This window comes from Streptomyces sp. CA-243310, assembly GCF_050936775.1.
In the GTDB taxonomy this organism is placed as follows: domain Bacteria; phylum Actinomycetota; class Actinomycetes; order Streptomycetales; family Streptomycetaceae; genus Streptomyces.
The window spans coordinates 1,811,037-1,829,008 of sequence record NZ_JBNJMF010000001.1 but is presented as its reverse complement, the minus strand read 5'-3'; the positions used below and the strand labels follow the sequence as shown (position 1 = coordinate 1,829,008).

Below are 17,972 nucleotides of genomic sequence, written 5' to 3'. Positions count from 1 at the left end.
CGGTACATGGGGGGATGGAGGGGAGCGGCGCCCAAGATGGTCCAGACCAATGCTCTTGTCAAGGTGTCCGGCCCTCCTCCGCCGCGGCCGGCGCCGCCGCCTCGTGCATCGCGAGTTCCAGCACCGCCGGGTCGGTGAGCGTCCCGCGGCCGTCCGGGAGCACCACCCAGCGGACCCCGCCGGTCGCCCGGCCCGGGTACGGAACGACGATCCAGGCGCCGTGCCCGGCCCCCCGCACCCCCGTGCCGAGCCAGCGGGAGGCGGTGCCGGCGGGCACGAAGAAGCCCAGCCTGGACTCCGCGTCGGCGAGCACCGGGCCGGGCCGGTCGATGAGCAGGGTCAGTACGTCGAGGGTGGCCTGCCCCAGCGCCCCCGGCAGGATCAGCACGTCCCAGCGCCGGCCGGCGGGCAGGAGCGCGACCCCGAAGGGGTTGCGCTCCCATTCCCACCGGCAGGCGTCGGGATCCGGTGCCACCGACACCAGCCACTCGACTGCCGTTTTGTCCTCGGGGATCGTCATCGCCCGGTCTCCGTTCGCTGTCGCTCGGTGAAGGGTTCTCACCGGGAGAGAGCGGGGCGGGACTCGGCTATGACGCGGGTTTCGTCACCCCGTGGCAGTGAAGCGGGTCACACGTCGATCGACGCGTGCGCCGGGCGTGCGGTCCCCGATCAACCGACAACCCGATCAACGGATCGACGCATCAATGGATCAATGGATCGCCGGGTCGCCGGGTCGCCGGGTCGACGTCCGGCCCTGCCGGCAGCGGTTCAGCTGTCGAATCCCAGACCGAGGCGGTCCAGCGCCTTGAGCCACAGGTTCCGCCGTCCGCCACGTGCGTCCGCCCGGGCCAGCGACCACTTCGTCAGCGTGATCCCGGTCCAGGCGAACGGCTCCGGCGGGAACGGCAGGGGCTTCGACTTCACCATCTCCAGCTCGGTGCGCTCCGTGGTGGCGCCGTCCAGCAGGTCCAGCATCACGTCGGCGCCGAAGCGGGTGGCCCCCACCCCGAGTCCGGTGTAGCCGGCCGCGTAGGCGACCTTGCCGGAGTGTGCGGTGCCGAAGAAGGCGGAGAAGCGCGCGCAGGTGTCGATCGCCCCGCCCCAGGCATGGCTGAACTTCAAGCCCTCCAACTGCGGGAACGCCGTGAAGAAGTGCTGCGCGAGCTTCAGGTAGGTCTCGGGGCGGTCGTCGTACTCGGAGTCGAGGCGACCCCGGTAGGGGTAGATGGCGTCGTAGCCGCCCCACAGGATGCGGTTCTCCGGGGTGATCCGGAAGTAGTGGAACTGGTTGGCGCTGTCGCCCAGGCCTTGCCGGTTCGTCCAGCCGATGGCCTTGAGCTGGTCGGCCGTGAGCGGTTCGGTCATCAGCGCGTAGTCGTACACCGGGACCGTGAGGGGGCGGATCCGCTTGACCAGCGAGGGGAAGATGTTGGTGCCCAGGGCCACTCGGCGGGCGAAGACCCGGCCGTAGGGGGTGCGGACGGCCATCCCGGCGCCCGAGGGGGCCAGGGAGAGACCGCGGGTGTTCTCGTAGATCCGTACGCCCAGGTCCGTACAGGCCTTCTTCAGGCCCCACGCGAGCTTGGCGGGGTTGAGCATCGCCACCCCGTCGGTGTCCCACAGGCCCGCGAGGAAGGTCGGCGAGTCCACCTCGGCGCGCACCTCGTCGCGGTCGAGCCAGCGCGCACCGCCCGCCAGGCCCAGCTTCTGCGCCTCCTCGTGGAGTTCGCGCAGTTCCTCGACCTGGTGGGGCTCGGTGGCGACGTCGATCTCGCCGGTCCGCTCGAAGTCGCAGTCGATGCCGTACCGGGCGATGGCCGCCTCGATCTCGTCGAGGTTGCGGGCGCCCAACTCCTCCAGCTTGGCGAGTTCGCCGGGCCAGCGGGCCATGCCGTTGGCGAGGCCGTGGGTGAGGGAGGCGGCGCAGAAGCCGCCGTTGCGGCCGGAGGCGGCCCAGCCCGCCTCCTTGGACTCGATCAGGACGACGTCCCGCGCGGGGTCGCGCTCCTTGGCGATGAGCGCGGTCCACAGGCCGCTGTAGCCGCCGCCGATGACCAGCAGGTCGCAGGCCTCGTCGGAGGTCAGCGCCGGCAGCGCGGCCGGCTTGCCGGGGTCGTCCAACCAGTACGAGACCGGCAGTGCTGCGGAAAGGGATTGAGCAACGCTTCGCATGGCGACTGGGGCCATGGCTTCCAACTCCCTACAGAGTTACTTGGGCTGTGCTTTCTTGCGGCGGTTCCCGACCATCTGGCCGGTGAGCACCACCAGCACCGCGATGACGAACATCGCCGTGCCGATGACGTTGATCTGCACGGGCGTACCGCGTTGGGCCGATCCCCACACGAACATGGGGAAGGTGACGGTGTTGCCCGAGTTGAAGTTGGTGATGATGAAGTCGTCGAACGAGAGCGCGAAGGACAGCAGCGCGCCCGCGGCGATCCCGGGGGCCGCGATGGGCAGGGTGACCCGCAGGAAGGTCTGCACCGGGCCCGCGTAGAGGTCGCGGGCGGCCTCCTCCAGTCGCGGGTCCATCGACAGGACGCGCGCCTTGACGGCGGCGACGACGAAGCTGAGGCAGAACATGATGTGGGCGATGAGGATCGTCCAGAAGCCCAGCTGGATGCCCATGTTGAGGAAGAGGGCGAGCAGCGAGGCGGCCATCACGATCTCGGGCATGGCCATCGGCAGGAAGATCAGCGAGTTGACGGCGCCGCGCCCCCGGAAGCGGTAGCGGACCATCGCGAAGGCGATGGCGGTGCCGAGGCAGGTCGCCGCGAGGGTGGACCAGAGCGCGATCTGGAGCGACAGCGAGAGCGAGCCGCACAGGTCGGCGACGCCGCAGGGGTCCTTCCAGGCGTCGAGGGAGAACTCCTGCCAGGCGTAGTTGAACCGGCCGGCCGGGTTGTTGAAGGAGAACACGGTGACGACGATGTTCGGCAGGATCAGGTAGGCGAGCGTGCCGAGGCCCGCGATCACGACGAGGTTGCGGCGGAGCCACGTGGTGGTGGTGCGCATCAGACCAGGTCCTCCGTCCCCGCTCGGCGGATGTAGATGGTGACCATGATCAGCACGATGGCCATGAGGATGAACGACAGCGCGGCCGCCGTCGGGTAATCGAGGATCCGCAGGTACTGCGACTGGATGACGTTGCCGATCATCCGGGTGTCCGTGGAGCCGAGCAGTTCCGCGTTGACGTAGTCGCCGCTCGCGGGGATGAAGGTGAGCAGGGTCCCGGAGACCACGCCCGGCATCGAGAGCGGGAAGGTGACCTTGCGGAAGACCGTGGCGGGTCGGGCGTAGAGGTCCCCGGCGGCCTCGTGGAGGCGGGTGTCGATCCGCTCCAGGGAGGTGTAGAGCGGAAGGATCATGAAGGGGAGGAAGTTGTACGTCAACCCGCAGACGACTGCGAGCGGCGTGGCCAACACCCGGTCGCCCTCGGTCATGCCCAGCCAGCTGGTGACGTCCAGGAAGCCGACGCTGTTGAGGACGTCCACGACCGGGCCGCCGTCGGCCAGGATCGTCTTCCAGGCCAGGGTGCGGATCAGGAAGCTGGTGAAGAACGGGGCGATCACCAGCACCAGCAAAAGGTTTCTCCACCGGCCCGCCTTGAAGGCGATCAGATAGGCCAGCGGGTACCCCAGCAGCAGGCACAGGGCGGTCGCGGTACCGGCGTACAGCAGGGAGCGCAGGAACTGCGGAAGGTAGTCCGCGAAGGCGTCCCAGTAGGTCTGGAAGTGCCAGGTGACCTGGAAGCCCTCCTCCAGGGAGCCCGTCTGCACCGAGGTCGAGGCCTGGTAGACCATCGGCAGCACGAAGAACACCAGCAGCCACAGGATGCCCGGCAGCAGCAGCCAGTACGGGATCAGGCGCTTGCGCAGCGACGGCTTGTGGACCGGGGGTTCGGTCGGGGCGGGCGCCTGGGGCGGCGCGACGGTGGTGGTCACGCGGACTCCTCGACCGTCTCGATTCCCGCGTCGATGTCCTGGGCGGCGTCGAGGCCGAAGGTGTGCGCCGGGTTCCAGTGCAGGATCACCTCGGCGCCCGGGACCAGGCGGGCGTCGCGTTCGATGTTCTGCGCGTACACCTCCAGCTCGGGGCAGACCCGGCTGTCGATGACGTACTGGGTGGACACCCCGATGAAGGAGGAGTCCGCTATGCGGCCCGCGACCTTGTTGCGGCCGGCGCCTATGGTGTGTTCCTCGTCCGCGGGTACCAGGGAGATCTTCTCGGGACGCACCCCGACCAGCAGCTTCTCGCCGGCGCGGGGTGTGGTCGAACATCGCGCGCCGGGCAGCCGGAGCTTCGTGCCGGCGCTCGACACGACGATGTCCGCGGAGCCGGCCTCCAGCACCTCGGCCTCGATGAGGTTGGAGGTGCCGAGGAAGTTCGCGACGAAGGTCGTCTTCGGGTTCTCGTACAGCTCGGCGGGGGCGCCGAGCTGCTCGACCCGGCCGCCGTTCATCACCGCGACCGTGTCGGCCATGGTCATGGCCTCCTCCTGGTCGTGCGTGACGTGCACGAAGGTGATGCCGACCTCGGTCTGGATCCGCTTGAGTTCCAGCTGCATCTGGCGGCGCAGTTTGAGGTCGAGGGCGCCGAGGGGTTCGTCGAGGAGCAGCACCTGGGGGTGGTTGATGAGCGCGCGGGCGACCGCCACGCGCTGCTGCTGGCCTCCGGAGAGCTGGTGCGGCTTGCGCCCGGCGAACTGGCCCAGCTGGACCAGCTCCAGCATGTCGTCGACCTGCTTCTTGACGGACTTGATGCCGCGGCGGCGCAGCCCGAAGGCGACGTTCTCGCGGACGTCGAGGTGCGGGAAGAGCGCGTAGCTCTGGAAGACGGTGTTGACCGGGCGCTTGTAGGGCGGCAGGTCGGTGACCTCGCGGTCGCCGAGGCTGACGGTGCCGGTGGAGGGCTCCTCCAGTCCGGCGATCATGCGCAGGGTGGTGGTCTTCCCGCAGCCCGAGGCGCCGAGCAGCGCGAAGAAGGAGCCCTGGGGGATGGTGAGGTCCAGCGGATGCACGGCGGTGAAGGAGCCGTAGTGCTTGCTGATCCCGGCGAGGCGGACGTCGCCGCCCGCGGTCTTGTCAGTCATGGGTCGCGGCCTTCGGTGGTGGTGTTCGGAAGGGTGCGGGAATCGCGGGTGCCGGTGGCGGCCGGTACGCGAGGGTGCCGGCGCCGCCGTGGCTGCGTGCCGGTTCCGGTGCCGGGGGGCGGCGGGTGCGGTCAGGCGCCGATGAGCTTGGCGAACTTCTCCTCGTACGCCGTCTCTTCCTCGGAGCTGAGGGAGCGGAAGGCGTGGGACTTGGCGGTCATCGCCTTGTCCGGGACGATCAGGGTGTTCTCCGCGAGTTCGGAGTCGATCTTCGCCAGCTCGTCCTTGACGCCCTCGACCGGGCAGACGTAGCTGATGTACGCGGCCAGGCGGGCGGCGACCGGGAGTTCGTAGTAGTAGTCGATGAGCCGCTCGGCGTTGGCCTTGTGCCGGGCCTTGGTGGGAACGAGCAGGTTGTCGCTGGAGGTGATGTACCCGGCCGCGGGGATCGCGTACTTGATGTCCGGGTTCCCGGCCTGCAGCTGGATGACGTCGCCCGCCCAGGCGAGGCAGGCGGCGAGGTCGCCCTTGTCGAGGTCGGCGGTGTAGTCGTTGCCGGTGAAGCGCCGGATCTGCTTCTTGTCGACGCCCTTCTGGAGTCGACCGATGGCCTGGTCGTAGTCGGCCGTGGTGAAGTTCGCCGGGTCCTTGCCCTGGTCCAGGAGGGTCATGCCGACGCTGTCGCGCATCTCCGTCAGGAAGCCGACCCGCCCCTTGAGGGTGGGGTCGTCGAGCAGCTGGGTGACGGAGTCGACCGTCTTGCCGCCGGTGGCCTTGGAGTTGTAGGCGATGACGGTGGAGATGCCGGTCCACGGGTAGCTGTGGGAGCGGCCCGGGTCCCAGTCGGGGCTGCGGAACTGCGGGGAGAGGTTGGCGTAGGCGTGCGGGAGGCGGGAGGCGTCCAGCTTCTGCGCCCAGCCGAGTCTGATGATGCGCGCGGCGAGCCAGTCGGTGACGACGATCAGGTCGCGGCCGGTGTCCTGGCCGGCCGCGAGCTGCGGGCGGATCTTGCCGAAGAACTCGACGTTGTCGTTGATGTCCTCGGTGTACTTGACCTTGATCCCGGTCCGCTTGGCGAACTCCTCCAGGGTGGGACGGCTCTTCTCGTCGTCGCTGGTGTCCATGTACTCGGTCCAGTTGGAGAAGTTGATCTCCTTCTCCTGTTCCGAGCGGTCGTCGGACGCCGCCGCCGTGCCGTCCTGCCGTTGGGCGGGCGGGATCCCGCAACCGCTCAGGGCCGAGAGGCCTCCGAGGGTGAGCGCCCCGACTCCTGAGGCGCGCAACAGCGAACGGCGGGTGAGGGCGCCGCGCCCGCTGGTGAGGCTGCGCCGTATCGCGTTGAGTTGCGGCGCCGAGAGACGCTCGGGCTCGAACTGCTCCATGGACTGTGCCCTTTCGGGTGGCAGGGCCGCCGGCGGCGGCGTCGTGACTATCGGTCCCCGAAGATCGTGCGGTGCCAGTCCTTCGCGGCGACCGCGGTGTTGTCGTACATCACATGCTTGACCTGCGTGTACTCCTCGAAGGAGTAGGAACTCATGTCCTTTCCGAAGCCACTGGCCTTGTAGCCCCCGTGAGGCATCTCGCTGATGATCGGGATGTGGTCGTTGACCCACACGCAACCCGCCTTGAGTTCGCGGGTGGCCCGGTTGGCCCGGTACAGGTCCCGGCTCCAGGCGGAGGCCGCGAGTCCGTACGGGGTGTCGTTGGCCAGTGCGAGGCCCTCGTCGTCGGTGTCGAACGGCAGGACCACGAGGACCGGTCCGAAGATCTCGGACTGGACGACCTCGCTGTCCTGGGCCGCGCCGGAGATCAGGGTCGGTCGGTAGTACGCCCCGCCGGCCAGGTCTCCCCCGGGGCTCTCGCCGCCGGTGACGACGGTGGCGTAGGAGCGGGCGCGGTCGACGAACCCGGCGACCCGGTCGCGGTGGGCGTGCGAGACCAGCGGGCCGAGGTCCGTGGTGGGCGCGAAGGGGTCTCCGACGCGGACGGTCTCCATCAGCTCGGCGACCCGCGCGACGAAGGCGTCGTGCAGGGAGCGCTGGACGTACGCGCGGGTGGCGGCGGTGCAGTCCTGGCCGGTGTTGATCAGGGAGGCGGCGACGGCGCCGTGCGCGGCGGCCTCCAGATCGGCGTCGTCGAAGACGAGGAAGGGGGCCTTCCCGCCGAGCTCCAGGTGGAGCCGCTTGACGGTGGCGGTGGCGATCTCGGCGACCCGCTTGCCGACGCCGGTCGAGCCGGTGAACGAGGTCATGACGACGTCCGGGTGTCCGACGAGGTGCTCCCCGGCCTCCCGGCCGGCGCCGGTGACGATGTTGATCACGCCGTCGGGCAGGCCCGCGTCCTTGGCCGCCTGGGCGAACATCAGCGAGGTCAGCGGGGTCAGCTCGGCGGGCTTCAGCACGATGGTGTTGCCCGCGGCGATGGCCGGGAGGATCTTCCAGGCGGCCATCTGGAGCGGATAATTCCACGGGGCGATGGAGCCGACCACCCCGATGGCCTCGCGGCGCACGTAGGAGGTGTGGTCGCCGGAGTACTCGGCGGCGGCCTGCCCCTGGAGGTGGCGGGCGGCGCCCGCGAAGAAGGCGGTGTTGTCGATGGTCCCCGGTACGTCGAACTCGGTGGACAGCTTGAGCGGCTTGCCGCACTGGATCGACTCGGCGTGGGCGAAGTCGTCGGCCTGCTCGGCCAGTACGGCGGCCAGCCGGTGCAGCGCGTCCGAGCGCTCCCCGGGGGTGGCGGCGGACCAGGCCGGGAAGGCCCTCTTGGCGGCGGCCACGGCCTCGTCCACGTCCGCGGTGCCCGCGAGTTCGTAGGTGAGGACCTCGTCGCCGGTGGCCGGGTCGATCACGGTGTGTGACTGACCGGAGGTGCCGGCCCTGAGCCTGCCGTCGATGTACTGCGCGCCGTCCGCGAAGCGGTCCTTGACCTGGAAGCGGTTGCCCATCACGCTCTCACGCTCTCCGTAGCTACAGTTCGGACTACAGCCCGAATTGAGTGCCGATCCTGACAGAGGCAAGGGCCTCGGCCAAGTGATTCCGTTGTTGCCTTTTGATTACGCGACGGAATCGGTCGACCATGTGTCGAGGCGCGCCGGAAATCCCGTACGAAGTGTCCGTGGCGACTGCCAGACTCGCGTGCATGGAGATGATCGACGCATTGATCAAGCAGGTCAGCCGGGGTGAACGACCGAAGTTCCTGCCGTTCTGGGGGCACCGACCGCGCCCGGGCGGGACGCTCGGCCCGAGCTGCCTCAGCCAGTGGTGGCCTTCCGCTTTCACTGTGGGTGAGGTCCGGTACGCGACCGCGGAGCACTGGATGATGGCCGGCAAGGCCAGGATGTTCGGGGATGCCGAGGCGGAGCGTGCCGCGCTGGAGGCGGGCACCCCGGCCGAGGCGAAGAAGGCCGGGCGCCTCGTGCGCGACTTCGACGACGCCGTCTGGGAGCGGGAGCGGTTCGCGCTGGTCGTGGAGGGCAGCGTGCACAAGTTCGGCTCCGATCCGGCGCTGCGCGGGTACCTGCTGGGCACCGGGAACCGGGTGCTCGTGGAGGCGAGCCCGATGGACCGGATCTGGGGCATCGGGCTGGCGGCCGACGACGAGCGGGCCCTGGACCCGGCCCGGTGGCGCGGGCTGAACCTGCTCGGCTTCGCCCTCATGGAGGCCCGGGACCGGCTGCGGACGGACGCCGCGTGACGGGTCCGGGCATACCCGGCCGACGCCGGGTCGCCGCGGTGATCATCCGGGACGGCTGCGTGCTCATGGTGCGGGAGCGGGGCACGGGACCCACCGGCCGGCACGACGGACCGGAGTACTGGACGCTGCCCGGCGGCGGCCTGGAGACCGGGGAGGAACCCGAGGAGGCGGTACGGCGCGAGGTGGCCGAGGAGGTCGGCCTGCGCGCCCTGGACGTGCGGTTCGCGTACGAGGCGCCCTACCCCTCCGGCCGGACCGCCTGCTACCGCGTGGACGTCGCGCCCGGCGAGCCCCGCCTCGGGGTCGACGAGGACCTGGCGTGCGACTGTCCCCGAATGGTGGGGCTGATCTGGGTCCCCCTGTCCCGCGGGACCGGGAGCGATCCGGGCGGCGACGGCGACGGAGACGGCGGCCCGGAGGCCGGGGAGGACGGCGACGCGGTCGTCATGGTGCCGACGCTGCTGATGGCGGCGCGGGTCTGAGCGTCGACAACCGGGTCCCCCGCCGGGCTCCCGCGCCCGGTCCCCCACCGGCGTCGACGGGGGTCATATTCGCTCCTGGACCCCGGTGTCCTCGTACGGCCCTTCGCGGTCGACGTCGTCGAAGGTCGGGCCGATGAGGAAGGCCGCGGTCACCAGGACGCCGATCACGATGCCGACGGAACCGAGGATGACACCGGCCAGCGCGAGCCCGCCGTTGCCTGCCTCACCCCGGTTCGCCTTGCCCCGGCCGAGCGCGCCGAAGACGATCCCGGCGATGCCGAGCGCGATGGGCCCGACCATGGTCGGGCAGGCGAGGACCGAGAGCAGGCCGAGCACGAACCCCGTGATGGCGAGGCCGTTGCTCGGCGGGGTCGGCACGGGGGACCAGGGTGTGTAGGGTGCGGGCCGCCCCGGCAACCAAGCCCCGGGGTGGCCGTATCCGGCGGGATCGGGCTGCGCCGGATACCCGTACGCGGGACCGGGAGCCTGCCCCCAGGACCCGACGGGGCCGGTCGGCGCGGTCGCGCCGAAAGCCTGCTCGGCCGCGCCGAAAGGCGTCGCGGCCGTATCGAAAGGCGTCGCGGCCGTGTCGGCGGGCCGGGGAGCAGCGTCGAAGGGCCGGGGCGCAGTCGCACCCGGCACGCCGGCGATCGTCGGCTGGTCGTGCACACCCGCGTCCCCCGGCGCGCCGCGTCCCTTGCCCAGGTCCACCGCCGGTCGTTCGGGCGGTGCCCACGGGTCGGACGGTTCAGGGCTCTGGTCGGTCATACGGCACCCCCCTCTCGTACGGCCATGCTAAGTGCTGCCACCGACACTCCCCGGGCCTGCCTACGATGAAGCCGACCTGCCCGAACCCGTGTCCTCCCGGAGGCACCCATGCCCGACCTGCACCCCTTCATCGCGGGGCTTCCCAAGGCCGAACTCCACGTCCACCACGTCGGCTCGGCTTCCCCGCGCATCGTGGCCGAGCTCGCCTCCCGGCACCCCGACTCGAAGGTCCCCACCGACCCCGAGGCGCTCGCCGACTACTTCACCTTCACGGACTTCGCCCACTTCATCGAGGTCTACCTGTCCGTCGTCGACCTGGTCCGCACCCCCGACGACGTGCGCACGCTGACCTTCGAGGTCGCCCGCGACATGGCCCGCCAGAACATCCGCTACGCCGAGCTGACGATCACCCCGTACTCCTCCACCCGCCGCGGCATCGAGGAGAAGGCGTTCATGGAGGCCATCGAGGACGCCCGCAAGGACGCCGAGGCGGAACTCGGGGTCATCCTGCGCTGGTGCTTCGACATCCCCGGCGAGGCCGGCCTGGAGGCCGCGGCCGAGACCACCCGCCTCGCGGTCGACCTGCGCCCCGAGGGCCTGGTCTCCTTCGGCCTGGGCGGTCCGGAGATCGGTGTCCCGCGCCCCCAGTTCAAGCCGTACTTCGACCGGGCCCGGGCGGCCGGCCTGCACAGCGTGCCGCACGCCGGCGAGTCCACCGGGCCGGAGACCGTCTGGGACGCCATCCGCGAGCTGGGCGCCGAGCGCATCGGCCACGGCACGACCTCCGTCCGGGACCCCGAACTGCTGGCCTACCTCGCCGAGCACCGGATCGCGCTGGAGGTCTGCCCGACCTCGAACATCGCCACCCGCGTGGTGACCGACATGGACGCGCACCCGGTCAAGGAGATGGTCGCCGCGGGCGTGCTCGTCACCATCAACAGCGACGACCCGCCGATGTTCGGCTCCGACCTCAACAACGAGTACGCGGTGGCCGCACGGCTCCTCGACCTCGACGAGCGCGGTCTGGCGCAGCTGGCCAAGAACGCCGTCGAGGCCTCCTTCCTCGACCCGGAGGGCAAGGCGAGGCTCACCGCGGAGATCGACACGTACACCGACACGTGGTTGGCCTCCTGACGCCCGAGCAGAATGGGGTGCATGCGCACCCTGACTGCCGTCGGCCACCGCGGCGACCCCTACCGTGTCCGCGAGAACACCCTCGACTCGATCCGCTCCGCCTTCGCCCGGGGGGCGGACGCGGTCGAGATCGACGTCCGACTCACCCGTGACCGGGTCCCGGTCCTGCTGCACGACGAGACGCTCCAGCGGCTGTGGGGGCATGACGTGCGGCTCGACGCCGTCACGGCTCCCCAGCTCAAGGAGCTGACGCGGGGTGGGATCCCCACGCTGCGCGATGCCTTGATGGCGGCGGGCGCGGGCCGGGTCATGGTGGACCTTCCGGGCGCGGACGCCGACACGGTGCGGACGGTCGTGGACCAGGTCCGCGAGTGCGGGGCGCGCGACCGCACGTACTACTGCGCGGGCCCGGAGTCGATGCTCGCGGTGCGGGCCGCCGACCCGGGCGCGGAGATCGCGCTGACCTGGACCACCCTGTCGCCGCCGCGCCGGGTGCTCATCGACGCGGTGGCCCCCGCCTGGCTCAACTACCGCTTCGGGCTCGTCGACCGGGAGTTGACCGACGCCCTGCACCGGGACGGGCTGCTCGTGTCGGCGTGGACCGCCGACACGAAGCGGTCGATGCGCGCCCTCGTCGCGGCGGGGGTCGACTCCATCACCACCAACCGGGTGGACGCGCTGACGGCGGTGCGGGCCGAGCGGCGTCGGTGATACGTGCCTGGGGCGAACGCGTCCGCCGGGCCGACCCGCGGTGGCAGGACCTGGGGCTGACGCTGCTGGTGCAGTCGGCCGTCACCATGCCGTTCCTGGTGCCCCGCGATCCCGGACTGCCGGTCGCCGACTGGCCCTCCTACGGGATGACCACGCTCGCGGTGCTGCCGCTGATCTGGCGTCGCCGGGCGCCGGTGGCGGTGTTGGTCGCCGTCCTGCTCGCGGGCGGCCTCTACGAACTCGCGCTGGACGGGCCCGGCCAGCCGCTGCCGTACGCGGGGCTGATCGCCTACTACACGGTGGCCCTGCTGTGCACGGCCCGGGTGCGTCTGCTCGTCGCGCTGCTGACGGTCGTGGTGATCGTGGTGTCGGTGGGCTGGAACACCGGGACCATGCGGGAGTTACTGTTCACCCTCTTCGTCTCGGCCGCCGCCTACGCACTGGGTCGGCTCCAGGTCACCCGGCAGGCGTACACGCGGGCCGTCGAGGAGCGGGCCGCCGAACTGGAGCGGGCGAACCTGATCGAGGCGGAGCAGGCCGCGGCCCGGGAACGGGCCCGGATCGCACGGGAGATGCACGACGTCCTCTCGCACGCGGTCAGCATCATGATCGTGCAGGCCGAGGCCGGTCCGGTGGCGGTGCGCAGGGCGCCGGAGCGGGCGGAGGCCGCCTTCGACGCCATAGCGGACACCGGCCGCGAAGCGATGGCCCAACTGCGCGCGATGTTGGGCGTGCTGCGGACGGACGAGGTCGCACCGCGCCGCCCGCAACCGGGCATCGGGGAACTGGACGGGTTGCTCCGGCGGGTGCGGGCCGGCGGGCTCGCCGTCTCGTACGAGCTGACCGGCGTGGTGCGTCCGCTGCCCGCCGGGCTGGAGGCGACGGTGTACCGGGTGGTCCAGGAGGCCCTGACGAACGTGGTCCGGCACGCCGGGGCCTCGATCGCGGCGGTACGTCTGCAGTACGGGGCGGGGGACCTCGCGGTGGAGGTGACGGACGACGGACGGGGGCCGGACGGTTCTCCGGGCGGGCACGGGCTGATCGGCATCCGGGAGCGCGCGGCCGCCCACGGCGGAACCGTCGAGTCCGGTCCGGGGGCGGACCGGCGGGGGTTCCGGGTACGGGTGGTCCTTGTAACGTCGGCTCCGGAGGTGGGGAGTTGACGATCCGTGTGGTGGTGGCCGACGACCAGGAACTGGTGCGCAGCGGCTTCGCGATGATCCTGGACGTCCAGGACGACATCGAGGTCGTGGCCGAGGTCGGCGACGGCGCGGCGGCGGTGTCGGCGGTGCGTGACCTGCGGCCGGACGTGGCGCTGCTGGACGTGCGGATGCCGGTGCTGGACGGCATCGAGGCGTGTCGGATGATCACGGCGCGGACGGCGTGCCGGACGGTGATGCTGACGACCTTCGACTCCGACGAGTACGTGTACGAGGCCTTGCACGCGGGCGCGAGCGGGTTCCTGCTGAAGGACGTGCGGCGGGACGATCTGGTGCACGCCGTACGGGTGGTGGCGGCCGGCGAGTCCCTGCTGGCGCCTTCGGTGGCACGGCGTCTGATCGAGGAGTACACGGCGGTGACGGCGCGACCGGCGGCCGGGTCGGCTCTGTCCGCCGAACGACTGGGGGTGCTGACGGCGCGGGAGCGGGAGACGCTGCTGCACCTGGGGCGGGGGCTGTCCAACGCGGAGATCGCGGGGGCGCTGACGGTCAGCGAGCACACGGTGAAGTCCCATGTGGGGAACGTCTTGGCGAAGTTGGGGCTGCGGGACCGGATCCAGGCGGTGATCTGTGCCTACGAGACGGGCCTGATCGCGGCGGGAAGGCGGTCCGCCGACGCGGTCTCCGCCTCCGCATCCGCATCCGGGGTATCTCCCTCCGGAGAGTGAGTCGGCGGCATCGTCCTCCCCCGCGGTGGTGAGTTGTCGTACCGCTGAAGACCCCTCTTGTCGGGGATCCGCAACCACCCCTGTGACCAGCAACATTGAGGTCATCGGGGCGGAGGTCGCCCGGAGACTCGACAAGGGGATCCCACCATGAAGATCATGAACGCAACGACCCGCACCGTGATCGCGACGGCGCTGGTGCTGGGTGTGGCGGCCGGCCCGGCCGTTGCCCACGCCGCGCCGCCGTCCCCATCTGCGACCACGCCGGCGGGCGCGCCGGCGCCCCGCACGACCCCCACGGCCCCCACCATCGCCACGCCGCCCGACGCGGTGGCGCTGCGCGCCGCCATCGCCGGCGTCGGAGCGGACCACAAGGACGCGACGGCCGCCCTGGTCCGGGTCGGCGGCACGAGCGGCAGTTGGCGGGGCGGCGCGGGCGTGGCGGATGTGCGTACCGGGCGGGGGGCCCTGGAGCAGGGCCGTTTCCGGGCCGGTTCGGTGACCAAGACCTTCACGGCGGCGGTGGTGCTCCAGTTGGCAGCCGAGGGCAAGGTCGATCTGGACGCGCCGGCGCGGCGGTACCTGCCGGCGGCCTTTCCCCCCACCTTCAAGAGCGACCCCACGGTGCGGGAGCTGCTGAACCACACGAGCGGCATCCAGGCGGCCGACGGCCCGGGCGGCTCCTTCGAGGCCCAGTGGGAGCACCGTTTCGACGTGACGGATCCGCGGCAGCAGATCGCCCATGCCCTGGCCAAGAAGCCGGAGTTCGAGCCGGGCGAGGCCCAGCACTACCTGAACATCAACTACACCGTGCTGGGCGTGCTCATCGAGGAGGTGACGGGCACCTCGTACGAGGCCTCGGTCACCCAGCGGATCCTGCGGCCCCTCGGACTGCGTCAGACGTCGTTCCCGGGGCGGACACAGACGCGAATCCAGGGACCCCACAACCACGGCTACCAGGCGGTGCCGCGACCGGACGGCACGAGGGAACTGCGGGACGTCTCGGTGTGGAACAGCTCCGACCGGTGGGCGGCCGGCGACATCATCTCGACGACCGCCGATCTGGAGCGCTTCACCGTGGCTCTGTTCAGTGGCCGGATCGTACCCGGGTCCCGGTTGGAGGAGATGTTCACGGTGCCCGAAGTCGACGACTTCGTGACCGGGAAGAAGGCCGTCCTGACCGCGGGGATGTCGAGGATCGTCCTGCCGGGCGGCACGGTGGCCTGGGGCAAGACCGGCGGCCGGCACGGTTACACCACGGGGATGGGCGCGACCCGCGACCTCTCCCGGACCCTCGTCTACTCGGTCAACTCCACGGACGCCAAGGGACCGGACATGAACCCGGTGGCCCTCGGCATAGCGATGGCCGCCTTCACCGAGTAGCGGTCCACCCACCGGGGAGACCGGCCCGGGCGGAGACCGGCCGAGGCGGACGACGGTCGATGCGGACGTCCTCGTCAGAGGCCGACGAGGGCCTCAGAGACCGACGATGGCGTTCCAGCGCTTGGCGAAGGAGCGGCGTTCCACCGAGGAGATGTCCCGGGCCACGACGAGACGTCGGCGCATCTCGTCGTCGGGGAAGATCAGCGGGTTCTCGGCCAGTTCCGCGGTCTCCTTGTCGTCGGAGCCCGCGAGCACCTCGCGGGCGGCCGGGACCGGACAGACGTAGTTGACGGACGCCGCGAGCCGGGCGGCCACCGCCGGGTCGTAGTAGTGGTCCACGAGGGCCTCGGCGTTGGCCTTGTGCCGCGCCAGGTTGGGGACGAGCAGGCTCTCGGCCCAGAGTTCGGCCCCTTCTTCGGGCACCACGAACTCGATGTCGGGGTTGTCGGCCTGGAGTTGGATGACGTCGCCGGAGTAGGCCTGACAGGCCAGGACGTCCCCCTTGCTCAGGTCGGAGGTGTAGTCGTTGCCGGTGAAGCGGCGGATGTGCCTCTTCCTCACCATGCGCTCGACCTGATCGCACATGCGGTGGAAGTCCGCCTCGGTCCAGCGGGTGACGTCCACGCCGTCGCCCTGCATCAGCAGGGCGAAGGATTCGTCGAGCCCGGAGAAGAGCGTCACCTTGCCCGCGAGGTCGGGCTGCCAGAGGTCCTTGACGGACTTGAGCTCCCGGCCCAGGGCCTTGCGGTTGTAGGCGATGCCGGTGATGCCCGACTGCCAGGGGACGGTGTGCAGCCGGCCCTCGTCGAAGGCGGGGGAACGGAGCTGGGGATCCAGGTACTCGGCGACATTCGACTGGGCCGAGCGGTCCATCTTCTGGGCCCAGCCCAGATGAACGAAGCGGGCGGCCATCCAGTCGCTGACCACCACGAGGTCGTGGCCGGTCTCCTGGTGGTTCATGAGCGCCGGACTGATCTTGCCGAAGAACTCGTCGTTGTCGTTGATCTCCTCGGTGTACCGGACCTCGATGCCGGTCTTCCGCGAGAACTCGTCCAACGTCGGCCGGCGCGCCTCGTCCTCCTCGTCGGTGTCGATGTAGAGCGGCCAGTTGGAGAAGGCGAGACTTCGGTCCCGGGCGGATCGGTCCGGCCCCTCCCGCCGGTCTTCGGGGACGAAGGCGGCGGGAACTCCGCAGGCGGTGAGCGCGGCCGGCAGGACCACGGCGCCGAGGCCGCGCAGCGCCGAGCGCCGGGAGAAGGCGAGTTCAGGCATGGCCACAGCCTCGGGCAACGCGAAGGGGCGGACAATAGACAACGTGTCTACTGCCCGCCCCCTCAGCGCTGTGCGCTGATCAGTGCGGTCGCCGCGGCGAGTGGTCAGCCGTCGAGCGAGGTCATCACGTGCTTGATGCGGGTGTAGTCCTCGAAGCCGTAGGCGGAGAGGTCCTTGCCGTAGCCGGACTTCTTGAACCCGCCGTGGGGCATCTCGGCGACGAGCGGGATGTGGGTGTTGATCCACACGCAGCCGAAGTCGAGGTTCTTGGACATGCGCATCGCGCGGCCGTGGTTCTTGGTCCACACCGAGGAGGCGAGGGCGAACTCGACGCCGTTCGCGTACTCCAGGGCCTGGGCCTCGTCCGTGAAGGACTGCACGGTGATGACGGGGCCGAAGACCTCGTTCTGGATGATCTCGTCGTCCTGCTTCAGGCCGGACACCACGGTCGGGGCGTAGAAGTAGCCCTTCTCGCCGACCCGGTGGCCGCCCGCCTCGACCTTGGCGTGGGCGGGGAGGCGCTCGATGAAGCCGGCGACCTGCTTGAGCTGGTTCGGGTTGTTGAGCGGCCCGTACAGCACGTCCTCGTCGTCCGGCTGGCCGGTCTTGGTGTCCGAGGCGGCCTTGGCGAGCGCGGCCACGAACTCGTCGTGGATCGACTCGTGCACCAACACGCGGGTGGCGGCGGTGCAGTCCTGACCGGCGTTGAAGTAGCCGGCGACCGCGATGTCCTCGACGGCCTTGGCCAGGTCGGCGTCCTCGAAGACCACGACGGGGGCCTTGCCGCCGAGCTCCAGGTGGACGCGCTTGACGTCCTTCGAGGCGCTCTCGGCGACCTGCATGCCGGCGCGTACCGAGCCGGTGATGGAGGCCATGGCCGGGGTGGAGTGCTCCACCATGGCCTTGCCGGTCTCCCGGTCGCCGCAGACGACGTTGAAGACGCCCTTGGGCAGGACCGAGTCGATGATCTCGGCCATCAGCACGGTGGAGGCCGGGGTCGTGTCCGAGGGCTTGAGCACCACGGTGTTGCCCGCGGCGATGGCCGGGGCGAACTTCCACACGGCCATCATCATCGGGTAGTTCCACGGCGCGACCTGGGCGCAGACTCCGACCGGCTCACGGCGGACGATCGAGGTCATCCCGTCCATGTACTCGCCGGCCGAGCGGCCCTCCAGCAGTCGGGCCGCACCCGCGAAGAAGCGGATCTGGTCCACCATCGGCGGCAGCTCCTCGCTGGCCGTGAGGCCCAGCGGCTTGCCGGTGTTCTCCGACTCGGCGGCGACGAGCTCGTCCGCGCGCGCCTCGAAGGCGTCCGCGATCTTGAGCAGGGCCTTCTGCCGCTCCGCGGGGGTGGTGTCGCGCCAGCCCGGGAAGGCCGCGGCGGCGGCGGCCATGGCCGCATCCACATCGGCCTGGCCGGACAGGGGTGCGGTGGCGTACGCCTCGCCGATGGCGGGGTTGACCACCTCGGTGGTCCGCCCGTCGGCGGCGTCCTTGAACTCCCCGCCGATGTAGTTGCGCAGACGACGCAGTTCGGTGGTCACTACAGCCA

17 protein-coding genes are annotated in these 17,972 nt (G+C 70.7%); 7 read left to right on the top strand and 10 right to left on the bottom strand.

The window, feature by feature from the left end; genetic code table 11:
- Positions 1-58 precede the first annotated feature (58 nt).
- The 7 genes from ACQEVM_RS08615 to ACQEVM_RS08585 all read right to left on the bottom strand — a co-directional run bounded on the left by ACQEVM_RS08615 (position 59) and on the right by ACQEVM_RS08585 (position 8,036).
- On the bottom strand, positions 59-520 hold the full coding sequence (locus ACQEVM_RS08615; protein WP_433076567.1) for a hypothetical protein: 462 nt from the start codon (positions 518-520) through the stop codon (positions 59-61).
- Between the two features lie 248 nt (positions 521-768).
- Complete coding sequence (locus ACQEVM_RS08610; protein ID WP_433076565.1) at positions 769-2,187, bottom strand: NAD(P)/FAD-dependent oxidoreductase; 1,419 nt, start codon at positions 2,185-2,187, stop codon at positions 769-771.
- Between the two features lie 21 nt (positions 2,188-2,208).
- Complete coding sequence (locus tag ACQEVM_RS08605) at positions 2,209-3,015, bottom strand: ABC transporter permease (RefSeq protein WP_053675209.1); 807 nt, start codon at positions 3,013-3,015, stop codon at positions 2,209-2,211.
- On the bottom strand, positions 3,015-3,944 hold the full coding sequence (locus tag ACQEVM_RS08600; RefSeq protein WP_433076562.1) for an ABC transporter permease: 930 nt from the start codon (positions 3,942-3,944) through the stop codon (positions 3,015-3,017). Before ACQEVM_RS08600 ends, ACQEVM_RS08605 begins: the two co-directional genes overlap by 1 nt.
- Positions 3,941-5,092 (bottom strand): ABC transporter ATP-binding protein, encoded by a 1,152-nt coding sequence (locus ACQEVM_RS08595; protein WP_433076560.1) that lies wholly within the window; start codon positions 5,090-5,092, stop codon positions 3,941-3,943. The genes ACQEVM_RS08600 and ACQEVM_RS08595 overlap by 4 nt, the downstream gene beginning before the upstream one ends.
- 131 nt (positions 5,093-5,223) lie before the next feature.
- A complete protein-coding gene (locus tag ACQEVM_RS08590) occupies positions 5,224-6,474 on the bottom strand; it encodes a polyamine ABC transporter substrate-binding protein (protein WP_433076558.1) in 1,251 nt (416 codons plus the stop codon).
- Between the two features lie 47 nt (positions 6,475-6,521).
- On the bottom strand, positions 6,522-8,036 hold the full coding sequence (locus ACQEVM_RS08585) for a gamma-aminobutyraldehyde dehydrogenase (protein ID WP_433079892.1): 1,515 nt from the start codon (positions 8,034-8,036) through the stop codon (positions 6,522-6,524).
- Between the two features lie 194 nt (positions 8,037-8,230).
- Here ACQEVM_RS08585 and ACQEVM_RS08580 point away from each other — a divergent pair, with 194 nt between their 5' ends.
- Both ACQEVM_RS08580 and ACQEVM_RS08575 read left to right on the top strand, forming a co-directional pair.
- Positions 8,231-8,785, top strand: coding sequence for an NADAR family protein (locus ACQEVM_RS08580; RefSeq protein WP_433076556.1), 555 nt, complete (start codon positions 8,231-8,233; stop codon positions 8,783-8,785).
- Complete coding sequence (locus tag ACQEVM_RS08575) at positions 8,782-9,267, top strand: NUDIX domain-containing protein (RefSeq protein ID WP_433076554.1); 486 nt, start codon at positions 8,782-8,784, stop codon at positions 9,265-9,267. The genes ACQEVM_RS08580 and ACQEVM_RS08575 overlap by 4 nt, the downstream gene beginning before the upstream one ends.
- Before the next feature lie 63 nt (positions 9,268-9,330).
- On the opposite strand, the gene ACQEVM_RS08570 is transcribed toward ACQEVM_RS08575, so the two are convergent.
- Positions 9,331-10,035 carry a DUF4190 domain-containing protein gene (locus ACQEVM_RS08570; protein WP_433076552.1) on the bottom strand — a complete coding sequence of 235 codons (705 nt, stop codon included), beginning with the start codon at positions 10,033-10,035 and terminating at the stop codon, positions 9,331-9,333.
- A 108-nt stretch (positions 10,036-10,143) separates the two neighbouring features.
- Here ACQEVM_RS08570 and ACQEVM_RS08565 point away from each other — a divergent pair, with 108 nt between their 5' ends.
- From ACQEVM_RS08565 to ACQEVM_RS08545, 5 genes are all read left to right on the top strand, one after another.
- Positions 10,144-11,169 carry an adenosine deaminase gene (locus tag ACQEVM_RS08565; RefSeq protein ID WP_433076550.1) on the top strand — a complete coding sequence of 342 codons (1,026 nt, stop codon included), beginning with the start codon at positions 10,144-10,146 and terminating at the stop codon, positions 11,167-11,169.
- A gap of 21 nt (positions 11,170-11,190) precedes the next feature.
- Positions 11,191-11,880 (top strand): glycerophosphodiester phosphodiesterase, encoded by a 690-nt coding sequence (locus ACQEVM_RS08560; RefSeq protein ID WP_433076548.1) that lies wholly within the window; start codon positions 11,191-11,193, stop codon positions 11,878-11,880.
- Positions 11,877-13,043, top strand: a complete 1,167-nt coding sequence (locus ACQEVM_RS08555; RefSeq protein WP_433076546.1) for a sensor histidine kinase — start codon at positions 11,877-11,879, stop codon at positions 13,041-13,043. The genes ACQEVM_RS08560 and ACQEVM_RS08555 overlap by 4 nt, the downstream gene beginning before the upstream one ends.
- Entirely contained in the window at positions 13,040-13,768 is a 729-nt protein-coding gene (locus ACQEVM_RS08550) for a response regulator transcription factor (protein WP_433076544.1), read from the top strand. The genes ACQEVM_RS08555 and ACQEVM_RS08550 overlap by 4 nt, the downstream gene beginning before the upstream one ends.
- 156 nt (positions 13,769-13,924) lie before the next feature.
- A complete protein-coding gene (locus ACQEVM_RS08545; protein ID WP_433076542.1) occupies positions 13,925-15,148 on the top strand; it encodes a serine hydrolase domain-containing protein in 1,224 nt (407 codons plus the stop codon).
- 93 nt (positions 15,149-15,241) lie between these two features.
- Here ACQEVM_RS08545 and ACQEVM_RS08540 read toward each other — a convergent pair whose 3' ends face one another.
- Together ACQEVM_RS08540 and ACQEVM_RS08535 are read right to left on the bottom strand one after the other, a co-directional pair.
- Complete coding sequence (locus ACQEVM_RS08540; RefSeq protein WP_433076540.1) at positions 15,242-16,420, bottom strand: ABC transporter substrate-binding protein; 1,179 nt, start codon at positions 16,418-16,420, stop codon at positions 15,242-15,244.
- 104 nt (positions 16,421-16,524) lie between these two features.
- Complete coding sequence (locus tag ACQEVM_RS08535) at positions 16,525-17,964, bottom strand: gamma-aminobutyraldehyde dehydrogenase (RefSeq protein WP_433079890.1); 1,440 nt, start codon at positions 17,962-17,964, stop codon at positions 16,525-16,527.
- Positions 17,965-17,972 lie beyond the last annotated feature (8 nt).